Origin of the sequence: Variovorax humicola (genome assembly GCF_037889915.1) — a bacterium.
In the GTDB taxonomy this organism is placed as follows: Bacteria; Pseudomonadota; Gammaproteobacteria; order Burkholderiales; family Burkholderiaceae_C; genus Variovorax; species Variovorax humicola.
Genome location: NZ_JBBKZV010000033.1, coordinates 39218 through 60515, shown reverse-complemented (window position 1 = coordinate 60515; position 21298 = coordinate 39218). Strand labels below are relative to the sequence as shown.

20 protein-coding genes are annotated in these 21298 nt (G+C 66.7%); 10 read left to right on the top strand and 10 right to left on the bottom strand.

Features of this window, described 5'->3' with window-relative positions:
• Window position 1 precedes the first annotated feature (1 nt).
• The 3 genes from WKW80_RS31070 to WKW80_RS31060 are packed head-to-tail and all read left to right on the top strand — an operon-like array spanning window position 2 to window position 3483.
• A complete protein-coding gene (locus WKW80_RS31070) occupies window positions 2-1192 on the top strand; it encodes a CaiB/BaiF CoA transferase family protein (RefSeq protein ID WP_340367450.1) in 1191 nt (396 codons plus the stop codon).
• Between the two features lie 60 nt (window positions 1193-1252).
• Entirely contained in the window at window positions 1253-2620 is a 1368-nt protein-coding gene (locus tag WKW80_RS31065; RefSeq protein ID WP_340367449.1) for an MmgE/PrpD family protein, read from the top strand.
• Between the two features lie 11 nt (window positions 2621-2631).
• A complete protein-coding gene (locus WKW80_RS31060; protein WP_340367448.1) occupies window positions 2632-3483 on the top strand; it encodes an HpcH/HpaI aldolase/citrate lyase family protein in 852 nt (283 codons plus the stop codon).
• Between the two features lie 61 nt (window positions 3484-3544).
• Here the strand turns inward: WKW80_RS31060 and WKW80_RS31055 are convergent, their stop codons facing one another.
• Window positions 3545-4453 carry a LysR family transcriptional regulator gene (locus tag WKW80_RS31055; RefSeq protein ID WP_340367447.1) on the bottom strand — a complete coding sequence of 303 codons (909 nt, stop codon included), beginning with the start codon at window positions 4451-4453 and terminating at the stop codon, window positions 3545-3547.
• A gap of 72 nt (window positions 4454-4525) precedes the next feature.
• Window positions 4526-5431, bottom strand: a complete 906-nt coding sequence (locus WKW80_RS31050) for an SDR family NAD(P)-dependent oxidoreductase (RefSeq protein WP_340367445.1) — start codon at window positions 5429-5431, stop codon at window positions 4526-4528.
• Between the two features lie 370 nt (window positions 5432-5801).
• Here WKW80_RS31050 and WKW80_RS31045 point away from each other — a divergent pair, with 370 nt between their 5' ends.
• Both WKW80_RS31045 and WKW80_RS31040 read left to right on the top strand, forming a co-directional pair.
• Window positions 5802-8072, top strand: coding sequence for a sensor histidine kinase (locus tag WKW80_RS31045; protein WP_340367444.1), 2271 nt, complete (start codon window positions 5802-5804; stop codon window positions 8070-8072).
• 2 nt (window positions 8073-8074) lie between these two features.
• Entirely contained in the window at window positions 8075-8692 is a 618-nt protein-coding gene (locus tag WKW80_RS31040; protein WP_340367443.1) for a response regulator transcription factor, read from the top strand.
• A gap of 3 nt (window positions 8693-8695) precedes the next feature.
• Here WKW80_RS31040 and WKW80_RS31035 read toward each other — a convergent pair whose 3' ends face one another.
• Window positions 8696-9769 carry an AraC family transcriptional regulator gene (locus tag WKW80_RS31035; protein WP_340367442.1) on the bottom strand — a complete coding sequence of 358 codons (1074 nt, stop codon included), beginning with the start codon at window positions 9767-9769 and terminating at the stop codon, window positions 8696-8698.
• Between the two features lie 139 nt (window positions 9770-9908).
• On the opposite strand from WKW80_RS31035, the gene WKW80_RS31030 reads away from it, so the two are divergent.
• From WKW80_RS31030 to WKW80_RS31015, 4 genes are all read left to right on the top strand, one after another.
• Window positions 9909-11405 (top strand): coniferyl aldehyde dehydrogenase, encoded by a 1497-nt coding sequence (locus WKW80_RS31030; protein WP_340367441.1) that lies wholly within the window; start codon window positions 9909-9911, stop codon window positions 11403-11405.
• Window positions 11406-11726: 321 nt separating this feature from the next.
• Window positions 11727-12737 (top strand): formylglycine-generating enzyme family protein, encoded by a 1011-nt coding sequence (locus WKW80_RS31025; RefSeq protein WP_340367440.1) that lies wholly within the window; start codon window positions 11727-11729, stop codon window positions 12735-12737.
• Between the two features lie 10 nt (window positions 12738-12747).
• Window positions 12748-13233, top strand: coding sequence for a YidH family protein (locus WKW80_RS31020; protein ID WP_340367439.1), 486 nt, complete (start codon window positions 12748-12750; stop codon window positions 13231-13233).
• Window positions 13234-13417: 184 nt separating this feature from the next.
• Window positions 13418-13759, top strand: a complete 342-nt coding sequence (locus tag WKW80_RS31015; protein WP_340367438.1) for a DUF1622 domain-containing protein — start codon at window positions 13418-13420, stop codon at window positions 13757-13759.
• Window positions 13760-13828: 69 nt separating this feature from the next.
• Here the strand turns inward: WKW80_RS31015 and WKW80_RS31010 are convergent, their stop codons facing one another.
• The 7 genes from WKW80_RS31010 to WKW80_RS30980 form a co-directional block, all read right to left on the bottom strand.
• On the bottom strand, window positions 13829-14650 hold the full coding sequence (locus WKW80_RS31010; protein WP_340367437.1) for an NAD-dependent protein deacetylase: 822 nt from the start codon (window positions 14648-14650) through the stop codon (window positions 13829-13831).
• A 263-nt stretch (window positions 14651-14913) separates the two neighbouring features.
• Window positions 14914-15660, bottom strand: coding sequence for a lysophospholipid acyltransferase family protein (locus tag WKW80_RS31005; protein ID WP_340367436.1), 747 nt, complete (start codon window positions 15658-15660; stop codon window positions 14914-14916).
• A 14-nt stretch (window positions 15661-15674) separates the two neighbouring features.
• Window positions 15675-16949, bottom strand: coding sequence for a dihydroorotase (locus WKW80_RS31000; protein WP_340367435.1), 1275 nt, complete (start codon window positions 16947-16949; stop codon window positions 15675-15677).
• A gap of 230 nt (window positions 16950-17179) precedes the next feature.
• On the bottom strand, window positions 17180-18142 hold the full coding sequence (locus tag WKW80_RS30995; protein WP_340367434.1) for an aspartate carbamoyltransferase catalytic subunit: 963 nt from the start codon (window positions 18140-18142) through the stop codon (window positions 17180-17182).
• A gap of 86 nt (window positions 18143-18228) precedes the next feature.
• Window positions 18229-18726, bottom strand: coding sequence for a bifunctional pyr operon transcriptional regulator/uracil phosphoribosyltransferase PyrR (gene pyrR / locus WKW80_RS30990; protein WP_340367433.1), 498 nt, complete (start codon window positions 18724-18726; stop codon window positions 18229-18231).
• Window positions 18723-19160, bottom strand: a complete 438-nt coding sequence (gene ruvX / locus WKW80_RS30985) for a Holliday junction resolvase RuvX (RefSeq protein WP_340367458.1) — start codon at window positions 19158-19160, stop codon at window positions 18723-18725. The genes pyrR and ruvX overlap by 4 nt, the downstream gene beginning before the upstream one ends.
• Window positions 19161-19182: 22 nt before the next feature.
• Window positions 19183-19782: a YqgE/AlgH family protein gene (locus WKW80_RS30980; RefSeq protein ID WP_340367432.1), complete on the bottom strand. Its 600-nt coding sequence runs from the start codon at window positions 19780-19782 to the stop codon at window positions 19183-19185.
• Here WKW80_RS30980 and WKW80_RS30975 point away from each other — a divergent pair.
• Window positions 19781-21283, top strand: coding sequence for a cryptochrome/photolyase family protein (locus tag WKW80_RS30975; RefSeq protein ID WP_340367431.1), 1503 nt, complete (start codon window positions 19781-19783; stop codon window positions 21281-21283). The genes WKW80_RS30980 and WKW80_RS30975 overlap by 2 nt on opposite strands.
• Window positions 21284-21298: the final 15 nt, after the last annotated feature.

The following is a 21298-nucleotide window of genomic DNA, read 5'->3' as shown; positions in this document are numbered from 1 at the left end:
GATGCGCCCCCTCGAAGGTATCACCGTCGTCACGCTCGAACACGCGATCGCGGCGCCGTTCTGCACACGCCAGCTGGCCGACCTCGGCGCCCGCGTCATCAAGATCGAGCGTCCGGGCAGCGGCGATTTCGCGCGTGCCTACGACGAGCGCGTCCACGGCCTGGCCTCGCACTTCGTGTGGACCAACCGCTCCAAGGAAAGCGTGACGCTCGACGTCAAGCATCCACAAGGCGAGGAGATCCTGCGCCGGCTGGTGTCCAGCGCCGACGTGCTGGTGCAGAACCTCGCGCCCGGTGCCGCTGCACGCATCGGCCTGTCGTACGAGGCGCTCGCGCCCACGCACCCCGGCCTCATCGTCTGCGACATCTCCGGCTACGGCGACGACCCGCAACAGCCCGGCCCGTACCGCGACAAGAAGGCCTACGACCTGCTGATCCAGAGCGAATCCGGGTTCCTCTCGGTGACCGGCACGCCCGACGAAATGGCCAAGGCCGGCTGCTCGATCGCCGACATCTCGGCCGGCATGTACGCCTACTCCAACATCCTGGCGGCGCTGCTGCAGCGCGGCAAGACCGGCAAGGGCTGCCGCATCGACGTCTCCATGCTCGAAAGCATGGTCGAGTGGATGAACTTCCCGATGTACTACGCCTTCGAGGGCGCGGCACCGCCGCCGCGCGCTGGCGCCGCGCACGCCACGATCTATCCGTACGGCCCGTTTCCCGCAGGCGACGGCAAGATGGTGATGCTCGGCCTGCAGAACGAGCGCGAGTGGCAGGCGTTCTGTGCCAAGGTGCTCGAACAGCCGGGCCTCGTGACCAATCCGCGCTTTGCCTCCAACACGCTGCGTGTCGCCTCGCGCGACGCGCTGCGCGAGATCATCGTGCAGGCCTTCGCGCCGTTCACCGCGCTGCAGATCGTCGACCGCCTCGAAGTGGCCCAGATCGCCAACGCGCAGGTGAGCACCATGGAAGACGTGTGGAGCCATCCCCAGCTGCAGGCACGCGAGCGTTGGACCGAGGTGCAGACCGGCGCCGGCAGCATCCCCGCGCTCCTGCCGCCGGGCGTGCCACGCGAATGGGCGCCGCGCATGGACGCGGTGCCGACGCTCGGGCAGCATACCGACGCGATCCTTGCCGAAGCCGGCTACGACGCGGCGGCCATTGCGTCGCTGCGTGCCGAGGGCGCGGTCTAGGGTTCACAGGCATTGCGTGCGCCCGCCTCGTATCCCATCCTTCTGCAGAACACCTTGTCCATGAACACCACCTTCTCGAACCACCCGAGCCAGGACCTCGCCACCTTCGCCGCCGAACTCTCGTTCGCGCAGATCCCTGCCCCGGTGCTGCGCCGCGCCGAAGACCTGATGCTCGACTGGCTTGGCTCCGTGCTCGCCGCCAAGTCGGCGCGCCCCGTGCGCAGCATCCAGCGCTTTGCAGAAATGATGGGGCCGGCGCAGGGCCCGTCCGAGGTGTTGATTTCGCGCCGCACCACGTCGCCCGTCTTTGCCGCGCTGGTCAACGCCGCGGCATCGCACTACGTCGAGCAGGACGACGTGCACAACGGCTCGGTATTCCACCCGGCGGCCGTCGTGTTCGCGCCCGCGCTGGCCACGGCGCAGGCGCTGGGCGCGAGCGGCGCGCAACTGCTGACGGCGGTCGTGGCCGGTTATGAGGTCGGCATCCGCGTCGGCGAGTTCCTGGGGCGCTCGCACTACAGGACCTTCCACACCACCGCCACCGCCGGCACGCTGGCGGCAGCGGCGGCCGTGGGGCGTCTGCTCGACCTGTCGCCGGCGCAGATGCTGCATGCCTTCGGCTCCGCCGGCACGCAATCGGCAGGCGTGTGGGAGTTCCTGCGCGACGCGGCCGACTCCAAGCAATTGCACTGCGCGCATGCGGCCGCGAGCGGGCTGATGTCCGCCTATCTCGCGAAGGACGGCTTCACCGGTGCCGCGCGCGTGCTCGAAGGCGCGCAGGGGCTCGGCGTCGGCATGTCGACCGATGCGGATGCCTCGCGGCTTGCCGACGGCCTGGGCTCGCGCTGGACGCTGGCCGAGACCTCCTTCAAGTACCACGCCTCCTGCCGCCACACGCATCCTGCCGCCGACGCGCTGTTGCAGGTCATGACGAAGAACAAGCTGGCCGCAGGCGACATCGCCCGCGTCGTCACCCACGTACACCAGGGCGCCATCGACGTGCTGGGCCGCGTGGTTGTGCCGGCCACGGTGCACCAGGGCAAGTTCTCGATGGGCACGGTGCTCGGGCTGATCGCGGTGCACGGCCGCGCCGGCCTCACCGAGTTCGACCGCGACTTCGTGGCCGCGCCGGTTGCCGAGTTCCGCGACAAGGTCGTCATGGAACTCGACAGCGAAGTCGATACCGCCTACCCGGCACGCTGGATCGGCAAGGTGACCGTGAACACGGCCGACGGCCGGCAGTTCGCGGGCCGCGTCGACGAGCCCAAGGGCGATCCTGGCAACACGCTCAGCCGCGCGGAAATCGAGGACAAGATGCAGCGACTGACGCAGTACGGCGAAGGCGCCTCGGCGGAAGAAGCGAAGGCGTTGTGCGAACGCATCTGGCGCCTCGCCGACGCGCCGCAGGTCGGACGCTGGCTCGGCTGAGCACGAAGCCCATGCAAGACGCCCCGACCTCCCCCAGCCCGGCCGCGCGAAGCGTGCTGTTCGTGCCCGGCCACCAGCCCGCACGCTTCGACAAGGCCTGCGAAAGCGGCGCCGATGCGGTCGTGCTCGACCTCGAGGACGCGGTGCCGCCCGATGGCAAGGAAGAGGCGCGCGCCTTGGTCGGCCAGTGGCTCGCGGTACGCAATGCCACGCTTCGCGGCGACGCCGGACCGGTGATCGGCGTGCGCATCAACGCCGCCGAGACGCCATGGCATGTCGCCGATCTCGCCCTGTGCGCCCGGCATGGCGTGCGCGCGCTGATGCTGCCGAAGACCGAAGACGCAGCAGTGCTGCGCGCCATCGCCACCGTGCTGCCGTCCGGCGCCCTGTGGCCGCTGATCGAGACGGCGCGCGGCATCGCCCGCCTCGACGCCATCGCGGCTGCGCCCGGTGTGCGGCGGCTCATGTTCGGCTCCATCGACTTCCAGGCTGACATGGACATCGAAGGCGAAGGCGACGAACTATTGCTCTACCGCTCGCAGATCGTGCTGGCCTCGCGCCTTGCGGGCCTGCAGGCGCCGGTCGACGGCGTCAGCACCGCCATCGACGACGTGGCCGCCGTGCGGGCCGATGCTCGACGCGCGCGGCGGCTCGGCTTCGGCGGCAAGCTCTGCATCCATCCGAAGCAGGTGCGCGTGGTCAACGAAGGTTTTTCGCCGACGCCGGCGCAACTCGACTGGGCGCAACGCGTGCTGGCAGCCGATGCAGGCAGCGGCGGCGCCCCGGTCGCGGTGGACGGCAAGATGGTGGACAGGCCGGTGGTGCTCAAGGCGCAGTCGCTGCTGCGCGCGGCGCGGCGTTGAAGCTCGCCTGCTGCCAGGCTCCCATTGCCATTTCACGAATGGCAAGGGACATGGCTTGGGCTCACTCGCCCGACGAGGACGCGGGCTGTGCCAGGTAGTCGAACAACTCGCGCGCCGACGCCGGCAGTTGCTCGCGATTGCGCGCGACGATCTTGAGATCCCGCTCGGCCCACGCATCGGCGAGCGGCACCGTCGTGATCCGCAGCGCCTTCGCATGGCGCCGCGCCGACGAGGCCGGCAGCACGCCCACCCCCACGCCGGCTTCGATCATCAGGCAGATCGCCTCGAAGCTGCTCACCTGGATTCGCGGGTGGTAGCCGCGCCCCGCCAGCTCGGCCTTGAGCCGCAGGAATCGAAAGATCGCGCTCCCGTCAATCAGTCCCACGTGCTGTTCCTCGAGCGTATCGACGAACGACACGGAGTCGGAACCCGCCAGCCGGTGCGCGACCGGCACGACCAGCACGAGTTCGTTGCGGCCAAACGGGCGCGCGTCGAAATCGCCGGTGTGCACGTCGCCCGCCAGAATGCCGATGTCGGCGCCGCCGTCGGCCACCGAGCGCACGATCTCCTCGCTGAGGAACTCGCGCAGATCGACCTGCACGGCCGGATGCCGCGTGAGAAAGCCGGCCAGCTTCTCGGGCAGGTATTCGGTGATGGACGTGGTATTGGCGAACACGCGCACGTGGCCCTTGATGCCCTTGCCGAAGTCCTGCATGTCGATGCGCAGGTGCTCCATCTGCTGCATCACGCGCTTGGCGTGGTACAGCAGCGCCTCGCCAGCCGCCGTCATGGTGACGCCCTGCGCCGTACGATGCAGCAGCTTGCCGCCAACGGCCTCCTCCATCTGCTTGATGCGCGTGGACGCGGCAGCGAGCGAAATGCAGGCCTTGTCGGCGCCGCGCGTCAGGCTCCTGGCGTCTGCCACATAGGCGAACAGCTTCAGGTCGAACAGGTCAAAGTGCAGGTTCACGCTGTGGACAGGCGCGGGCGTGCCGGGCCGCTGGATCACGAGGCGTCGATTGTGCGGCGAAAGCCGGACGGATCAGACCGGGTCCCAGCTGAACACGTCGGCCGAGCGGTCGAGCGGAAAGAAGCTCGCGCGCATCGCCGGCATCGCATGCTCGGCTATGGTCTGCGGCGTCCATCCCTCCGACCGATGGATCGAGCGCACCGGGCGCGGCTGGCTGATCAGCGAGATCTCGTTGTTGCGTACCGAGAAGATCTGCCCGTTGACTTCCTTTGCCGCGTCGCTGGCCAGGTACACCGCGAGCGGCGCGATCTTGGCCGGCGTCATCTGCTGGATCTTGGCCACGCGCGCACGCTGCTCGTCGGTGTCGGTCGGGATGGCGCCGATCATGCGGCTCCACGCAAAGGGTGCGATGCAGTTGGAGCGCACGTTGAACTTGAGCATGTCCAGCGCGATCGACTTGGACAGCGCCGTCACGCCGAGCTTGGCGGCCGAATAGTTGGCCTGGCCGAAGTTGCCGATCAGGCCGGACGTGGAGGTCATGTGGACCATCGCGCCGCTTTCCTGCTCCTTGAAGAACACGGCGGCGGCACGGCTCACGAAGTACGCGCCGTAGAGGTGTACCTTGAGAACGGAATCCCATTCGTCGACCGACATCTTGTGAAAGAAACGGTCGCGCAGGATGCCGGCGTTGTTGACCACGGCATCGATGCGGCCAAAGGTGTCGACCGCGCACTGCACGATCCTCGCGGCGCTCGCGGCATCCGACACGCTGTCGGCATTGGCAACGGCCTCGCCGCCCAGGGCCCGGATCTCGTCGACCACCTGCTGCGCCGGCCCCGCGTTGCGGCCTTCGCCGTCGAGCGCCGCGCCCAAGTCGTTGACCACGACCTTGGCGCCGTTGCCTGCCATCGCGAGCGCGATGTCACGGCCTATGCCGCCACCCGCTCCGGTGACGACCACTACTTTTCCTTCAACCATCGGAACACTCCATAAGCTTGCGTGCGGGATAGCGCTCGGAGAATGCCAGCGCGTCCACGAACGTGGTTCGTCATTTCAAAAGAGGGGCTTCGGCGCTGGCACTCGATCCGGACTTCATTCCCGTCGCCTGGCCCGCCAACCCGGATCACGCCACCGACGTTCGACGGAATTCGCTCGTGCCAACACACGGCAATGACATTTCCTCACACTTGAATAGTCGCCATTGGCTGTCATGTCGAGCGGCTACATTACGCACTCGATGCCATGCGGGTGCGCGTTCTGCCAGAGGGCATCAAATGAATCACCGCTCCCGCCGGCTACCGGAATTGCAAGGATTCCGGGCGAGCATGCCAAGCATTCAACGGGAACAATGATCAGTTCGTTTCTGCGCCAGGACCCGCTTCGGATCGAATCGCCTCGAGGTGCCACTTCGCGCGCCCTCGTGCTGCTGGCGTGCTGCCTGCTCCCGGCCATCGCCATCAGCGCCGAGCCTGCGCCGGCGCGCAACGTGCTGGTGATCTATTCCAACGACAGGCTGCTGCCGGCCAACATGGAGGCCGATCGCGGATTGCAGGAAGGCTTCACCGAGCCGACCGACCGCGCCATCGACATCTTCACCGAATACCTCAACGACCCTACCTTCAGCGGCGCAGCCTACGAGCAAACCTTCACCGCTTACCTGCACGACAAGTACGCCGCGCGCAAGCCTGCGGCCATCGCCATTGCGGGGCGGCCCGCGCTGGACTTCCTGCTGCGCCATCGCGCCGAGCTGTTTCCGGACGTACCCGTCGTGCACTTCGCCGTGAGCCGGAGCGTGATCGCGGCGGCGCAACCGCTGCCCGCCGACATCGTGGGCGTGCCGGTCGACTACGACTTCGGCGGGACCATTCAACAGGCGCTGCGCTGGCACCCCTCGACACGGCGCCTCGTGGTCGTCACGGGCGCCAGTGCGACCGATCGGCGGATGGCGGGCGACACGCGCGCCATCATTGCGGGGCTCGATCTGCAGATCCCCGTGGAGTACATCGCGGGTCTTCCGAGCGATGCCGTGGGGAAGCGCCTGCAGCAACTCGGTACGGATGCGGTGGTGTACACGCCGGGCTACTTCCAGGACGGCGGCGGACGGGTTTTCATGCCGCGCGAATCGGCGGCGCTCATCGCCGCAGCCTCCCGTGCCCCGGTCTACGGCCCCTACAGCACCTTCCTCGGCACCGGCGTCGTGGGCGGGCACATGCCCTCCTTCCTGGAAATGGGCCGGCAGGCCGCGAAGGCCGTCAACGGCCTGCTCGACGGCACGCGGCCCGAGGCGCTCGACCTGCCGAGCCGTCTGCCGGCGCATGCGCAGATCGACTGGCGCCAGGCGCGCAGGTGGGGCATCGGCGCAGACCAGCTTCCGCCCGACACCATCGTCCAGTTCAGGACGCCGACGTTCTGGGAGACGTACCGCAACCAGGCGCTGGTCTTGTCCGCGGTGCTGTTGCTGCAGGCGATCCTGATCGTCGCCCTGCTCATCCAATCGCGCTTGCGCCGGCGCACCGCCTCGGCGCTGGAGGAAAGCGAAAGGCGCATGAGCCTGGCCGCACGCGCCGCCAGGTTGTCGATGTGGATCTGGGATGTCGGCCGCGACGCGATCTGGCCGCTCGCCGAGCTGCGCAAGTACGCCGGCCTGTCGCCGACGAGGCCCGTCCGTTTCGAACGGGTGCTGGACAACGTACATCCGGCCGACCGCGAGGGCGTCGACCGCGCGGTGCGGCTGGCGGTGGCGCGCAATGAGGAAGTCGACGTCGAGTACCGCGTGCTGGAGCGAGGCGGCGCCGTGCGCTGGATGGCGGCGCGCGGCCGGGCCGAGAGCGCCACGAGCGACCGCGTGACCGGCGTTGCGCTCGACATCACCGCGCGCAAGCAGGCCGAACTGCAGGCCGAGAAAGACCGCGCCGCACTCACCCATATGACGCGCGTGTCGATGATGGGCCAGATGTCGGCCTCGATCGCGCACCAGTTGAACCAGCCGTTGGCGGCCATCCTCGGCAATGCCGAAGCTGCGCGCAAGATGCTGGGCCGCGAGCATCCGGATCTGGCCGAACTGCGCGAGATCTGCGACGACATCGTCACCGAGGACAAGCGCGCCGCCGAAATCATCCGGCGCCTGGGCGCGCTCTTCAAGCATGGCCAGATGCAATTCGCGCCGACCAACCTGAACGAACTCGCGTCGGAAACGCTGGAGCTGGTTCGCACGGAACTGACGCGCCGCCAGATCACGGCCACCACCGAGCTGGCGCCGTGGCTGCCGATGGTCGACGGCGGCCGGGTTCAGCTGCAGCAGGTGTTGCTGAACCTGATCCTGAATGCGGCGGACGCCATGAGCGACGTCGATGCGAAACAGCGCCGGCTGATCATTCGGACCGAATGCGACGACAACAACGTGCACCTCCATGTCATCGACCACGGAACCGGTATCGCGGCGGCGGATATCCGGCACGTGTTCGATGCGTTCTGGAGCACCAAGGCGGGCGGCACCGGCATCGGCCTGGCGATCTGCAAGTCGATCGTCCAGGCACACCGTGGCACGCTCTCGGCCGCCAACAATGCGCAGGGCGGCGCGACCTTCCTTGTCATCTTGCCCTTAGGGCGCAGGGACTGATCATGGCCGAAGTGGCAACCATCTTTCTCGTGGACGATGACCCCGCGGTGCGCAAGTCGCTCTCGCGCATGCTGCGCGAAGAGGGATGGCGCGTGGACAGCTTCGAGTCGGCGGAGGCGTTCCTCACGCGCCCGGACCCGACGACGCGCGGCTGCCTCGTGCTGGACGTGAGCATGCCGGGCCTCGACGGGCTCCAGCTTCAGCAACGCCTGGCCGAGACCGGACAGTTGCTGCCCATCGTCTTCCTCACGGGGCACGGCAACATCCCGATGACCGTGCAGGCCATCAAGGCGGGCGCGGCCGATTTCCTCACCAAGCCGGTCTGCTCGGAGGCGTTACTGGGCGCGGTAAGGACGGCCATGGCGCACGATGCATCGACGCGCCGGGCCACGGCGGAAATCGTCGCCTACGAGGCGCGGCTTGCCACATTGACCGCGCGCGAACGCGAGGTGCTGGCCGCCGTCGTCAAGGGCCGGCTCAACAAGCAGATCGCCGGCGACCTGGGCATCGTCGAGCAGACGGTCAAGTTCCACCGCGCGCGCATCATGGAGCGCATGCAGGCGCGCACCGTTGCCGAGCTGATGCACATCGCAGCCCGGCTGGCCGTCCCGGCGCCATGACCCTCAGCGGCGTCTCTCGCGATAGTGGACCGTCGTCTGGTTGGTCCACTTCCTGAATGCCTTGCGAAAGTTCGATACGTCGGAAAAACCGGTGCGCTCCGCGATCTCGCTCACCGGCAATTCAGTGTGTTCAAGGAACTCGATGGCCAGCCGCTTGCGCACGCCGTCGATGATGTCCTGATAGGTCGTCCCGGCCTCGAACAGGCGCCGATGCAGGGTGCGGGTCGACAGGTGAAGCTTCTCGGCCATTTGCTCCGCGCGCGGCAAGCCGCCCGCCGCATTGAGACAGGTCTCCTTGATTGCCTTGACCAGCTCGTTTTCTCCGCCGATGGATTCCAGCATGCGCACGCAAAAGGCGGACGACAGTTCGGCCGTGATCGGATTGGCGTTGGGCAGGGGCAGCGTCAGCAGTTCGGCATCGAACTCCCACTGCATCGCGGGTGCGTCGAATTCCACCGGGCACAGGAGAATCTCTTCGTATTGCCGCGCGAAGCTGGGCGCGGGATACGGCAGCAGCAGGCGCTGCGGCTGGAAGGGGCGCTCGAGTACGCGACTGATCAGCGCGTGCGCCGAACTGAACCAGAACTCGGTTGCCAGCGGCAGCGCAGGGCCCAGGTTGATCACGTCGTGCCCTTCGAAGATGGCGACGTCGCCCTCGACGCGAAAACTTTTCTCCAGCACCGGACCGGCCAGCCGGATGTGCTTGATGCCGAAATCGACCGCGTCGCCGAAGGTCGCGCTGCTCAGAAGCGCGTAGCCGAACACGCCGAAGTCCGAGATACGCTGGCGCTGGCCCGCCAGCAGCCCGATCGCAGGGTCGGGCGACAGTTTCATGACGTTGCCGAACAGCGCGATCTTCTGCCGGTGCGAAATCCGGGCCTCGGGGTCGGAAGGTGCCTGGGGCGCGATGCCGGTCCCTGCAAACAGGGCATCAGCGCCAATGCCATGCGCGGCCATGGCGTCCGTCAACGCCGTCAGACCGAGCGCGTTGTGCACGGGCGCGTCCATGTCGCTGCCATAGCGGCCCACGGCCCGCCGAGATGCGGGCCGGGCAGGCAAATCCTGGAGCAAGGTCATGTGGAGAGGTGGTGTTTGGCGGATTTTCACCCCAAAAGTGTCGGAGTTTGACCTAGGCGCGACCCCTGGGTAGGGCCTACATTCATACGATTACCGACGAGACGCCAAACCGGGCGATCCGCGGACGAGGAGTCAATTCGTGAACACCACCACCGATCCGCTGCAATGGTCAGCGGCAAACACCGCCACCGAACGTACCGCCAGCCTCTTTGCGGCGCAGCAAGAAGCCTTCGCGGCTGACCGAATCCCCAGTGCCGAAGTGCGCCGCGACCGCCTGAAGGCCATCAAGCGCCAGGTCTCCCGCTACCAGGACGTGCTGGCCGAGGCAATGAGCAATGACTTTGGCTTCCGCTCGCACTCCGAATCCAAGATGCTGGATCTGCTGGGTTCGGTGATGGAAGCCAACCATGCGATATCGCACGTGCGCCGCTGGATGAAGCCCAGCCGCCGCAGCACCGAGCTGCTGTTCCTCACGAACAGCGTCAAGGTCACCTATCAACCCAAGGGCGTGGTCGGCGTCATCGTCCCGTGGAACTTCCCGATCTACCTGGCGCTGGGCCCCACGATCACCGCGCTCGCCGCTGGCAACCGCGTGATGATCAAGATGCCCGAGGTCACGGTGCAGACCAACGCCGTGCTCAGGAAGATGCTCGGGGAAGTCTTTCCGGAGAACCTGGTGGCGGTGGTGGGCGAAGAGCTGGTCGACCCCAACGTCTTCACCTCGCTGCCCTTCGACCACATCGTGTTCACAGGTTCGCCGGGCGTGGGCCGCATCGTGATGCGCACCGCGGCCGAAAACCTGACGCCCGTCACGCTGGAACTGGGCGGCAAGTCGCCCGCGGTCGTGACGCGCAACTATGGCGTGGCCGATGCCGCCAAGCGCATCACCCATGGCAAGGCGACCAACTCCGGTCAGATCTGCGTGTCGCCCGACTACGCGCTCGTGCCGCGCGAAAGCATGAACGACTTCATCACCGGCGTGAAGGACACGTTCAGGAAGTTCTTCGACAACAACGTCGCCGACAACCCCAACTACACCTCGGTGGTCGACGCGCGCCAGTACAAGCGCATCTGTGCGCTGCTCGATGACGCGCGCGCCAAGGGTGCACGCATCGAAGGCTGCGGTCCCGCACCGGTGGGCGACAGCCGCAAGATGCCGCTGCAGATCGTGACCAACCTCACCTCCGACATGCGGATCATGCATGAGGAACTGTTCGGCCCGATCCTGCCGGTCGTGCCCTACGACACGATGGATGAAGCCGTCGCCTTCATCAACGACCGGCCGCGTCCGCTGGCGCTCTATTGCTTCAGCCACGACGGCAGCGAACGCGACGAATTGCTGCGCCGCACGCATTCGGGCAGCGTTGCCGTCAACGACTGGGGCTGGCAGGTCGTCAACCACGACGCACCCTTCGGCGGCATCGGCAATTCCGGCATGGGCAACTACCACGGCGAAGAGGGGTTCCGCGAACTCTCCCACGCGCGCACGGTGTTCCAGCGCCAGCGCTTTTTCCCGATCGATCTTTTCTACCCACCCTATGGCACCGCCATTCAAAAGCTCGCGGTGGGGTTCTTCCTGGGTCACGCGGACTCGAGCGTTACCGCTCCCGCAGCCAACAACGCAACGCACAAGTAACGAAGCACTCAAAGGCAAGCGCCGGGCTCTCATGGGCATCGAGCATTTCGACTATGGTCGACGTCGTCTGCGCTGGTCATTCGCACAAAAGAGTTGTCTGCTGTCACGCTGATGAATGTCGGGGATCTGGGCCGAAAGGCTCAGGTCCCCGCTTTCGCTTCAGGGACTCGCCCGCGGGTGCAGGCCGAAGCTAAACCAAAGACCAGTAGCCGGCAGCAAGCCCTGCGGTAAAAACTGTCGGCGTTTTAGTATTGACGATGCGAATGGCAGGCGGCAATCTACGCCAGCCTGCCCACTCCCCTCACCGTCATAGGATCCGATGTGAACGATATCGTGCAAACGGAACGGTCGACCGCACAGGCGCGCGACCCGGCAAGCGAGAACATGGCCTGGATCCCCGGCGGTACGTTCCTGATGGGATCGAACGACCACTACCCGGAAGAAGCCCCGGCGCATCGCGTGGCAGTCGATGGCTTCTGGATCGACCGGCACACGGTCACCAATGCCGAATTCAAGCGCTTCGTCGATGAGACCGGCTACGTCACGGTGGCCGAGCGGCCGGCCAATGCGGCTGACTATCCCGGCGCGGATCCGGGAATGCTGGTTCCATCGTCCGTGGTGTTCAAGAAGGCCGCGCAACGCATCGACCTGACGGATCACTACAACTGGTGGACCTACGTGCCGGGGGCAAACTGGCGCCATCCCCGCGGCCCCAAGAGCGGCCTTCAGGGACTGTGGAAGCACCCTGTCGTGCACGTCGCGTTCGCGGATGCGGAGGCTTACGCGACGTGGGCCGGCAAGGCGTTGCCCACCGAAGCGGAATGGGAGTTCGCGGCGCGCGGCGGACTCGACGGCGCCGAGTACGCATGGGGCGGCGAATTCACGCCGGGACGCCGCCACATGGCCAACACGTGGCAGGGCGAATTCCCGTGGCAGAACCAGCTTGAAGACGGCTACGAATGGACGGCTCCTGTCGGCTCCTATCCGGCCAACGGCTTCGGCCTGTACGACATGACCGGCAACGTCTGGGAATGGACCACCGACTGGTACCAGGACCACGACAAGATCCAGCACGCGTGCTGCACGTTGAACAATCCGCGCGGCGCCGCCGTCGAGGACAGCCACAACCCGCGCGCTGCCGCCGACCTGCGCATTCCGCGCAAGGTGATGAAGGGCGGCTCGTACCTCTGCGCGCCCAACTACTGTCGTCGCTATCGGCCCGCGGCGCGCATGCCGCAGGAGATCGATACGTCGACCTGCCACCTCGGCTTTCGCTGCATCTCCCGCACGGCGGGTCCCGACGGACCGGGCTCCGCTGCCGGCAGCCACTGAGGTCCACGCGATGGTCGACGCGACCCCAACCGATTCAACGAGGAGCCACGCTGTCGGGCGCCAGTTCGAGGACCCATCCACCGAACTGTCGTCACGCCGCACCGGCATGTCATTCCAGCGCACGCGCCTGAGCGCGGACCGCACGCTGATGTCGGTGATTCGCACGTCGCTCTCGCTGATCGGCTTCGGCTTCACCATCTTCCAGGTGTTCCAGAAACTGCACGACGCCGACGTGCTTCACAGCAGCAGCGCACCGCGCTACTTCGGCGATGCGCTGGTGTGGCTCGGCATCGCGATGCTGGTGCTTGGCATCGTCTATCACGTCAATTTCATGATCGGCCTTCGCAAGGAGCGCATGCAACTGCATGCGCAAGGGCTGCTTCATGCAGAAAGCCATTTTCCAGTCTCGATGACGTTGATCGTCGCAATCCTGTTGCTGGGTCTTGGCGTCCTTGCGATCGCCAGCATGACGCTCAATATCGGGCCGTTCCGTTAGAACAAGAAACAACCCGAATCCATCTTTCGAAGCATTTCTGTGCGCGCCACGGACCTGCAGAGCATGAAGAAGAACATCGAGTTGGCGCTGGTCAAGCTCGACCCGCCGCACAGCAGCAACTAGAACACGTCAAAGCGAGGACTCGTCGATGGAGCTGGAAACCCTGGAAAGCACGCTGCACCACATGGCGCACATCGTCTCGCTTGCCATCGAGGCGTGCGCGGTGCTGTTCATTGCGCTGGGTGCGCTGGGGGCCCTGTACAGGATCGCGCGCACGGGGATGCGGTCGAAGTCTTCGGACTACCAACGCCGCGCGGTGTGGCTGACGTTCGCGCGCTGGCTGGTGGCGGGCCTCACGTTCCAACTCGCGGCGGACATCGTCAACACCTCGTTCTCACCCACTTGGGAAGAATTGGGACACCTCGGCGCAATTGCGGTGATACGGACGTTCCTGAACTATTTCCTGGAGCGCGAAGTGGAAGAGAAGACCGAACTGCAAGAGGCCAATCGCAAGCGCTCTGCTTGACGCATCCGTAACCGCAAGAGGCCGCCCGCAACGAATCGGGTGGGCCTTTTTTCATGAGAACACCCATCGTCAGGAAAGGCCCGCAACCAGCTCCGCGAGCGCCTCGCCGACCGGCTGCTGCACCTTGAGCGTCAGCAGGTCATCTGCCCTTGTGCGCCCCAGGTTCACCGCCGCCACCGGCTTGCCCGCGGTCACCGCCGCCTGCACGAAGCGGAAGCCCGAATACACCATCAGCGAGGACCCGGCCACCAGCACGGCGTCGCATTCGGCAAGCGCGCTGCGCGCATCCGCCACGCGCTGCGGCGGAACACTTTCGCCGAAAAACACGACGTCGGGCTTGAGTACGCCGCCGCAGTGCGCGCAGGCGGGCACGTCGAAGCTTGCGAAATCGCGGCCGTCGAGGTCGGCATCGCCATCGGGCGCGATACGCGCCTCGAATCCCGCCCACCGCGGATTGCGCCGCAGCAAGTCCGCCTGCAATGCGGCACGCGGACTATGGATGCCGCAAGCCATGCAGCGAACGGTGTCGATGCGGCCATGCAGGTCGATGGTGCTACGGCTGCCCGCGGCGCTGTGCAGGCCATCGACGTTCTGCGTCAGCAGCAAGCCGACCTTGCCCGCGCATTCCAGTTTCGCCAACGCCAGATGCGCCGCGCCGGGCCGCGCACCCGACATCACCGGAAACCCGATCATGCTGCGTGCCCAGTAACGCCGACGCGTCAGCTCGTCGCCCATGAAGGCCTGGTAGGTGACCGGCGCCGGGCGCTTCCACTCGCCATTGCCGTCGCGGTAATCCGGAATGCCGGACTCCGTGCTGCACCCCGCGCCAGTGAGCACGAAAAGCCGGGGGTGCCGCCGCACGAAGGCGGCAAGCGGAGCGCTGGAATTCATGGGGCGTCAGGCTATGGCAGAACGCATTCCCGCATATTTTGCAGGCCCGATCGGGCGAAGATTTCCGCGCCTGCCCGGGCGATATTTGCTTCGAGGAGGTGGTTGTAGTCCCAGGCCCACGGCCTTCATGCGCATTTTTCCGGCACGTCCCGCGCGGCGGCGGGCCTAATGTTCAATTGTCCCTTCGGGGATACTGTTACCCTCCTCCCGGCGCCCCTCGGCGTCGTTCATCAGCGCCCTTCGGGGCGCTGCTTTTTTGTCGCTCAGGAACGGGTCTGGCTGCGAAGCGCGTCGATGTCGCAGTGCAGGCTCTCCGCCCACCGACGGCGGTCACGGCCTTGCGGACTCTGCGGCTCGCCGAAGCGCACGAAGGCCGTCAGCGGCGGCGCGCACAGGGTGCGCCACACAGAGCCCAGCAGGCTTTCGTCGCCGATGTAGCTGGGCGCGTAGCTCGTCTCGCCAGTGGCCGTCTCGGCAAAGCGCAAGGCAGCGGGCAGCACCGGCGCTCCCGACGAGATGGCTGCCTGCAGCAAGTTGGCGTGGAAGGGCAGCAGTTCCCTTCCGTCGCCCGTCGTGCCCTCGGGAAAGACGGCGATCATGTCGCCCCCGCGCATCGCCTCGGCCATGTGGTGGACGACGCGCAGCGCATCGCGCGGCCGTTCGCGCTCGATGTAGAGCGTGCCGGCGCCAGTCGACATCATCCCCAGCATCGGCCAATGCCGGATGTTCGACTTGGCGACGAAGCGCACGTGTCGCGCCGCATGCACCGCCAGGATATCGAGCCACGAGAGGTGGTTGATGACCACCAGCAGCGGCCCGTGCCCCGGCGGCGTGCCCTGCACCACCACCTGGATGCCGAAGACGCCAAGCATGCCGCGCGCCCAGTCCTGCACGCATGCGGCGCGCTGGTCGGGCGTGAGGCGCGCGAAGCTGAATCGGATCGTGCACCAACCTTTGAACGCATAGGCGATGGCGTACAGCAGCTTCCAGCAGGCGACCATGGAACGCATGGGCGACCCCGCCTTCAGCCGCCGTGGACGATGCGCCCGCCCACCAGCGTGAGGCGCACCCGCCCGCGCATGGCGTAGCCGGCAAAGGGCGTGTGCTTGCCCTGGCTCTTCAACATGTCAGGCGTCACCTGCCATTCGTCGGTGGGGTTGAAGACGCACAGGTCGGCCGCCGCGCCCACGGCGATGCGGGCCGCGGCGCCTGCGCCAAGCATCCGTGCCGGTGCCGAGGTGACGACCTCGATGGCGCGCTTCATGCCGGCGCCGCTTTGCTCGCCCCATTGCAGTGCGAGTGGCAACAGCAGTTCGAGCCCGGTCGCGCCAGCTTCGCTTTCCGCGAAGGGCAGCGTCTTGGCATCGGTCTCGACCGGCGTGTGATCGGACACCAGCGCGTCGATCGTGCCGTCGGCCAGCGCCGCGGACAGCGCATCGCGGTCGCGCTGTTGGCGCAGCGGCGGATTCAGCCGCGCACGGCTGTCGAAATAGCCGATGTCGGTGTCGCACAGGTGCAACGAGTTGATGCTGACATCGCAGGTCAGCGGCAGGCCCTCGGACCTGGCCGAACGTACCAGCGCTACGCCCGCGGCGCTCGACAGGCGGCACAGGTGCACGCGCGCGCCGGTGCTGCGCATCAACTCGATGATGGTGAAGATCGCAATCGTCTCCGCCGCGACCGGCACGCCCGCAAGCCCGAGCCGCGTGGCCAGCGGACCGCTCGCCGCCACGCCCTTGCCGAGATCGCGCTCTTGCGGACGCAGCCACAGCGTGTAGCCGAAGGTGCTCGCATACTGCAGCGCGCGCTGCAGCACCAGCGTGCTGGTCAGCGGCACGTCGGCCTGGCCGAAGCCGACGCAGCCGGCCTCGGTGAGTTCGTTCATCTCGGTCAGCACTTCGCCCGCCAGCCCGCGCGTGATCGCGCCGAGCGGAAAGAGCCGAGCGCACTGGAGCTTCTGGGCGCGGTACTTCAGCATCTCGACCAGGCCAGATTCATCGAGCACCGGGTCGGTATCCGGCGGGCACACCAGGCTGGTGACGCCGCCCGCAACGGCCGCGGCCATCTCGCTGGCGAGCATGCCTTCATGCTCGTAGCCCGGCTCGCGCAGCCGGGCCGCCAGATCGACGAGCCCCGGCACCACGATGCAGCCTTGCGCGTCGACGATGCGGTCGGGCCGAAAGTCGGTGGCGATGTCCCCGACGGATTCGATCCCGCCCGCCGCGATGGCGATGTCCGCCTGTCCGTCAAAGCCGGAAGCCGGATCAAGCACGCGGCCGTTGGTAATGAGGATGTTCATGTCTTTCTTAATTCTTCAAGCGGCAAGCGAAGCGCGACGTGATCGTGAAACACCGCGGAACCGGCTTTGCCGGGCCGCTGGTGTTGCCCCCTGCAGGGGGAGGGAGGAACGACACGCAGTGTCGAGGAGCCTGGGGGCGAGCAACAAGCCTGCCGGGCCGCTGGCGTTGCCCCCGGCAGGGGATAGGAGGAGCGCACGAATTGCGTGGAGCCTGCAGGCGAGCAACATCCTTATGCTTCATTGCCAGCGACGATGCTCATGACGGCCATGCGCACGGCAATGCCGAAAGTCACTTGCGGAAGGATCACGCTCTGCTGCCCGTCGACCACGGCCGAGTCGATTTCCACGCCCCGGTTGATCGGCCCCGGATGCATCACGATGCAGTCCGGCTTCGCAAGCTGCAGCTTCTCCGGCGTCAGCCCGTAAGTCTTGAAGAACTCCTGCGACGACGGCAGCAGCGCGCCGCTCATGCGCTCGTTCTGCAGGCGCAACATGATGATGACGTCGCAGCCCTTGATGCCTTCCTCCAGCGTATGGCACACGCGCACGCCCATCGGCGCCATGTCGGCGGGCACGAGGGTCTTCGGCCCGACCACACGCACTTCGGCGCAGCCCAGCGTGGTCAGCGCATGGATGTCGGAGCGTGCCACGCGCGAATGCAGCACGTCGCCGACGATGGCCACGGTGAGGTTCGAAAAATCCTTCTTGTAATGCCTGATCGTGTACATGTCGAGCAGGCCCTGCGTCGGGTGCGAATGCCGCCCGTCGCCCGCGTTCACCACGTGCACGTGCGGCGCGACGTGCTGGGCGATCAGGTACGGTGCGCCCGACTCGCTGTGCCGCACCACGAAGACGTCCGCCGCCATCGCACTCAGGTTGGCAATGGTGTCGAGCAGCGACTCGCCCTTGGTCGCCGACGAGCGCGCGATGTCGAGGTTGATCACGTCCGCCGACAGCCGCTTGGCCGCGATCTCGAAGGTGGTGCGCGTGCGCGTCGAGTTCTCGAAGAACAGGTTGAACACGCTCTTGCCGCGCAGCAGCGGCACCTTCTTCACCTCCCGGTCGCTTACGCTCGTGAAGTTCGCGGCCGTGTCCAGGATGTGCGTGAGGGTGTCCTTCGGCAGGCCTTCGATGGACAGCAGGTGCAGCAGTTCGCCGTGCTTGTTGAGTTGCGGGTTGCGTTTGTAGAGCATCAATCAGGCCTTTCGCCGGGTCGCCCCAACGGGGCATGCGCTACCTCGCGGGGCAGTGAATACATGAAGCGATGAGCGTGGGGGAGTCACTTGTTCTCCTCGATCTTCAGGCTGAACGCGCCGTCGGCGCTGCGGGCCAGCGCCAGTAGCTGCGTGTCCGGCAACGCAAGTTGCGTCGCCGCGAAGTCCGCCGCCACCGGCAATTGCCGGCCGCCACGATCGACCAGCACCGCGAGCCGCACACGGGCCGGCCGGCCGAAGTCGAACAGCTCGTTGAGCACCGCGCGAATCGTGCGGCCGGTGTAGAGCACGTCGTCGAGCATCAGCACGTCGGCACCGTTCACGTCGAAGGGCAGCACGGTTTGCGCGCTCGACGACAGCCCGCGACGCGCAAAGTCGTCGCGGTGCATGGCCGATGAGATGATGCCGGGCGCGCCTGCCAGGCCCAGGTCTTTTTGCAGGCGCTCGACCAGCCAGGCGCCGCCGGAGGTCACGCCGACCAGCTTGGTGTCGGTGCGCATCAGCGCCTTCACGCCGGCCAGCAGGTCGACGTAGAGCGCTTCTGCGTCAGGGATGGAACTCAAGGCAGGCTCCTTAGAAATTGTTCGAGGATGACGCAGGCCGATGCCGCGTCGGCGTCTTTCGCGCCGGCGGCAAGCGCCTCGGTCGTGCTGTAGCGCTCGTCGACTTCATACACCGGCAGGTTGAAACGACCATGCAACTGGCGCGCGAAACGTTTCGCCTTCGCGGTGTTTTCGTGCGGGGCGCCATCGGGGTGATACGGCACGCCCACCACCAGCGCATCGGGCTGCCATTCGCGGATGCGCGCCTCGACCTGTGCAAAGCGCGCATCGCCCTCGGCCTTGATCGTCGATTGCGGGGTCGCGCTGCGCAGCAGCCGGTTGCCGCTCGCAACGCCGGTGCGCTTCAGGCCGAAGTCGAAGGCCAGGAAACTCTGGAAATGGGAAGGAACGACGGAAGCGGCAGCCTTCTCGGCAGGAGCCGCCGGATCGATCATCGACGCACCCGGCGGGCGACCGTCATGCGTGCCCCGCATCGGGCGACAGCTTCCAGGCCTCGAGCCCGAGCAACGCCAGCGCCCGGTCGTAGCGCTGTGCCACCGGCGTGTCGAAAATCACCGCCGGATCGGCAGCCACCGTCAGCCAGCTGTTCTCGGCCAGCTCCGACTCCAGTTGCCCGTGCTCCCACGCCGAATATCCCAGCGACACCAGCACCTTGCGCGGCCCGGCGCCCGTGGCGATGGCTTCGAGAACATCCTTCGACGTGGTCATCTCCAGTCCGCCAGGAATGGTCATGGTCGACGCGTAGACCGACTCGTTGCTGTCCGGCGCATTGGCCGTCACCGGCTCGTGCAGCACGAAGCCGCGCTCGGTCTGCACCGGCCCGCCCTGGAACACCGGCCCCTCGCCGAAGGCCGGGTTCGACAGATGCAGCTCGACCTTCTCGAACAGCACCCGCAGGTTGATGTCGCTGGGCTTGTTGATCATGAGCCCCAGGGCGCCGCGCTCGCTGTGCTCGCACAGGTACACCACGCTGCGGCTGAAGGTCTCATCCTGCATGCCCGGCATCGCAATCAGGAAGTGATGCGTCAAGTTCATCGGGGCAGAATCAGAGGACATGCCTCCGATTTTACTGGCCGTTGACAAGACCTATCCCAGGGGATTGATGTGGTTTCGTCGCGACTTGCGCGTGGACGACAATGCAGCGCTGTATCACGCGTTGCGTAGCTGCCGGCAAGTGATGTGTGCTTTCGTGTTCGACAAGCGCATCCTCGACGCGCTGCCGCGCGCGGACCGGCGCGTCGAATTCATCCGGGAATCGCTGGTGGAACTCGACACGGAATTGCGCCGGCTCGGCGGCGGCCTGATCGTTCGGCACGCCGTGGCCGAGGAGGAAATCGCATCGCTGGCCCAAACGCTCGACGTGCAGGCCGTGTTCGCCAACCGCGACGACGAGCCCTTCGCCCTCTCGCGCGACGCCATGGTGCGCGGCGCCCTCGCCAATGCGGGCATCGTGTTCAGGACTTTCAAGGACCACACGATCTTCGAGCGCGACGAGGTGGTGACGCAAGCCGGCGCGCCCTACTCCGTGTTCACGCCCTACAAGCGCGCCTGGCTCGCAAAGCTCGACGCGTTCTACCTGAAGCCCTATCCGACACGCGGCTACGCCGACGCGCTGGGGCCGCCGCCCGAAGCCTTTCGCGCGCCGGTGCCGACGCTGCGCCAGATCGGTTTCGAGCCGACCAACCTGGGCCAACTGGAGATGCCCACCGGCGCGCTGGGTGGCGCCGCGCTGTTCGACGACTTCTTCCAGCGCATCGAACGCTACCAGGCCGCACGCAACTACCCGGCGGTGCGCGGCCCGAGCTATCTCGGCGTACACCTGCGCTTCGGCACCGTCTCCATCCGCCAATTGGCCGGCGTCGCGCACCAGCTCATGCTGCAAGGCGACAGCGGCGCGGCCACCTGGCTCAGCGAACTGATCTGGCGCGACTTCTACTTCCAGGTGCTGTCGCACCACCCGCGCGTGGCGCAAGGCAAGAGCTTCCGCTCCGAGTACGACAAGATCCAGTGGCACCACGGCAAGCATGCCGACGGCCTGTTCGACGCCTGGTGCAAGGGCCAGACCGGCTACCCGCTCGTCGACGCCGCCATGGCCCAGATCAACCAGAGCGGCTACATGCACAACCGCCTGCGCATGGTTGTCGCGAGCTTTCTCTGCAAGGACCTGGGCCTGGACTGGCGCCGCGGGGAGGCGTACTTTGCCGAGCACCTGAACGACTTCGAACTGGCATCGAACAACGGCGGCTGGCAATGGGCCAGTTCCAGCGGATGCGATGCGCAGCCGTATTTCCGCATCTTCAACCCGGTCACGCAAAGCGAGCGCTTCGATCCGGAAGGCAAGTTCATCCGGCGCTATCTGCCGCAACTGGCAAGGCTACCCAATGCGGCGATCCACGCGCCGTGGACAGCCTCCCCCGTCGAGCTGGAGGCGGCCGGCGTCAAGCTCGGCGAGAACTACCCGAAGCCGGTGGTCGACCATGCCGAGGCACGCGAGCGCACCCTGCAGCGCTACGGCCTGGTACGCGGCGCTGTCGACGCCAGGACTTCGCACAAGTAGCCGCGCACCGCGCCG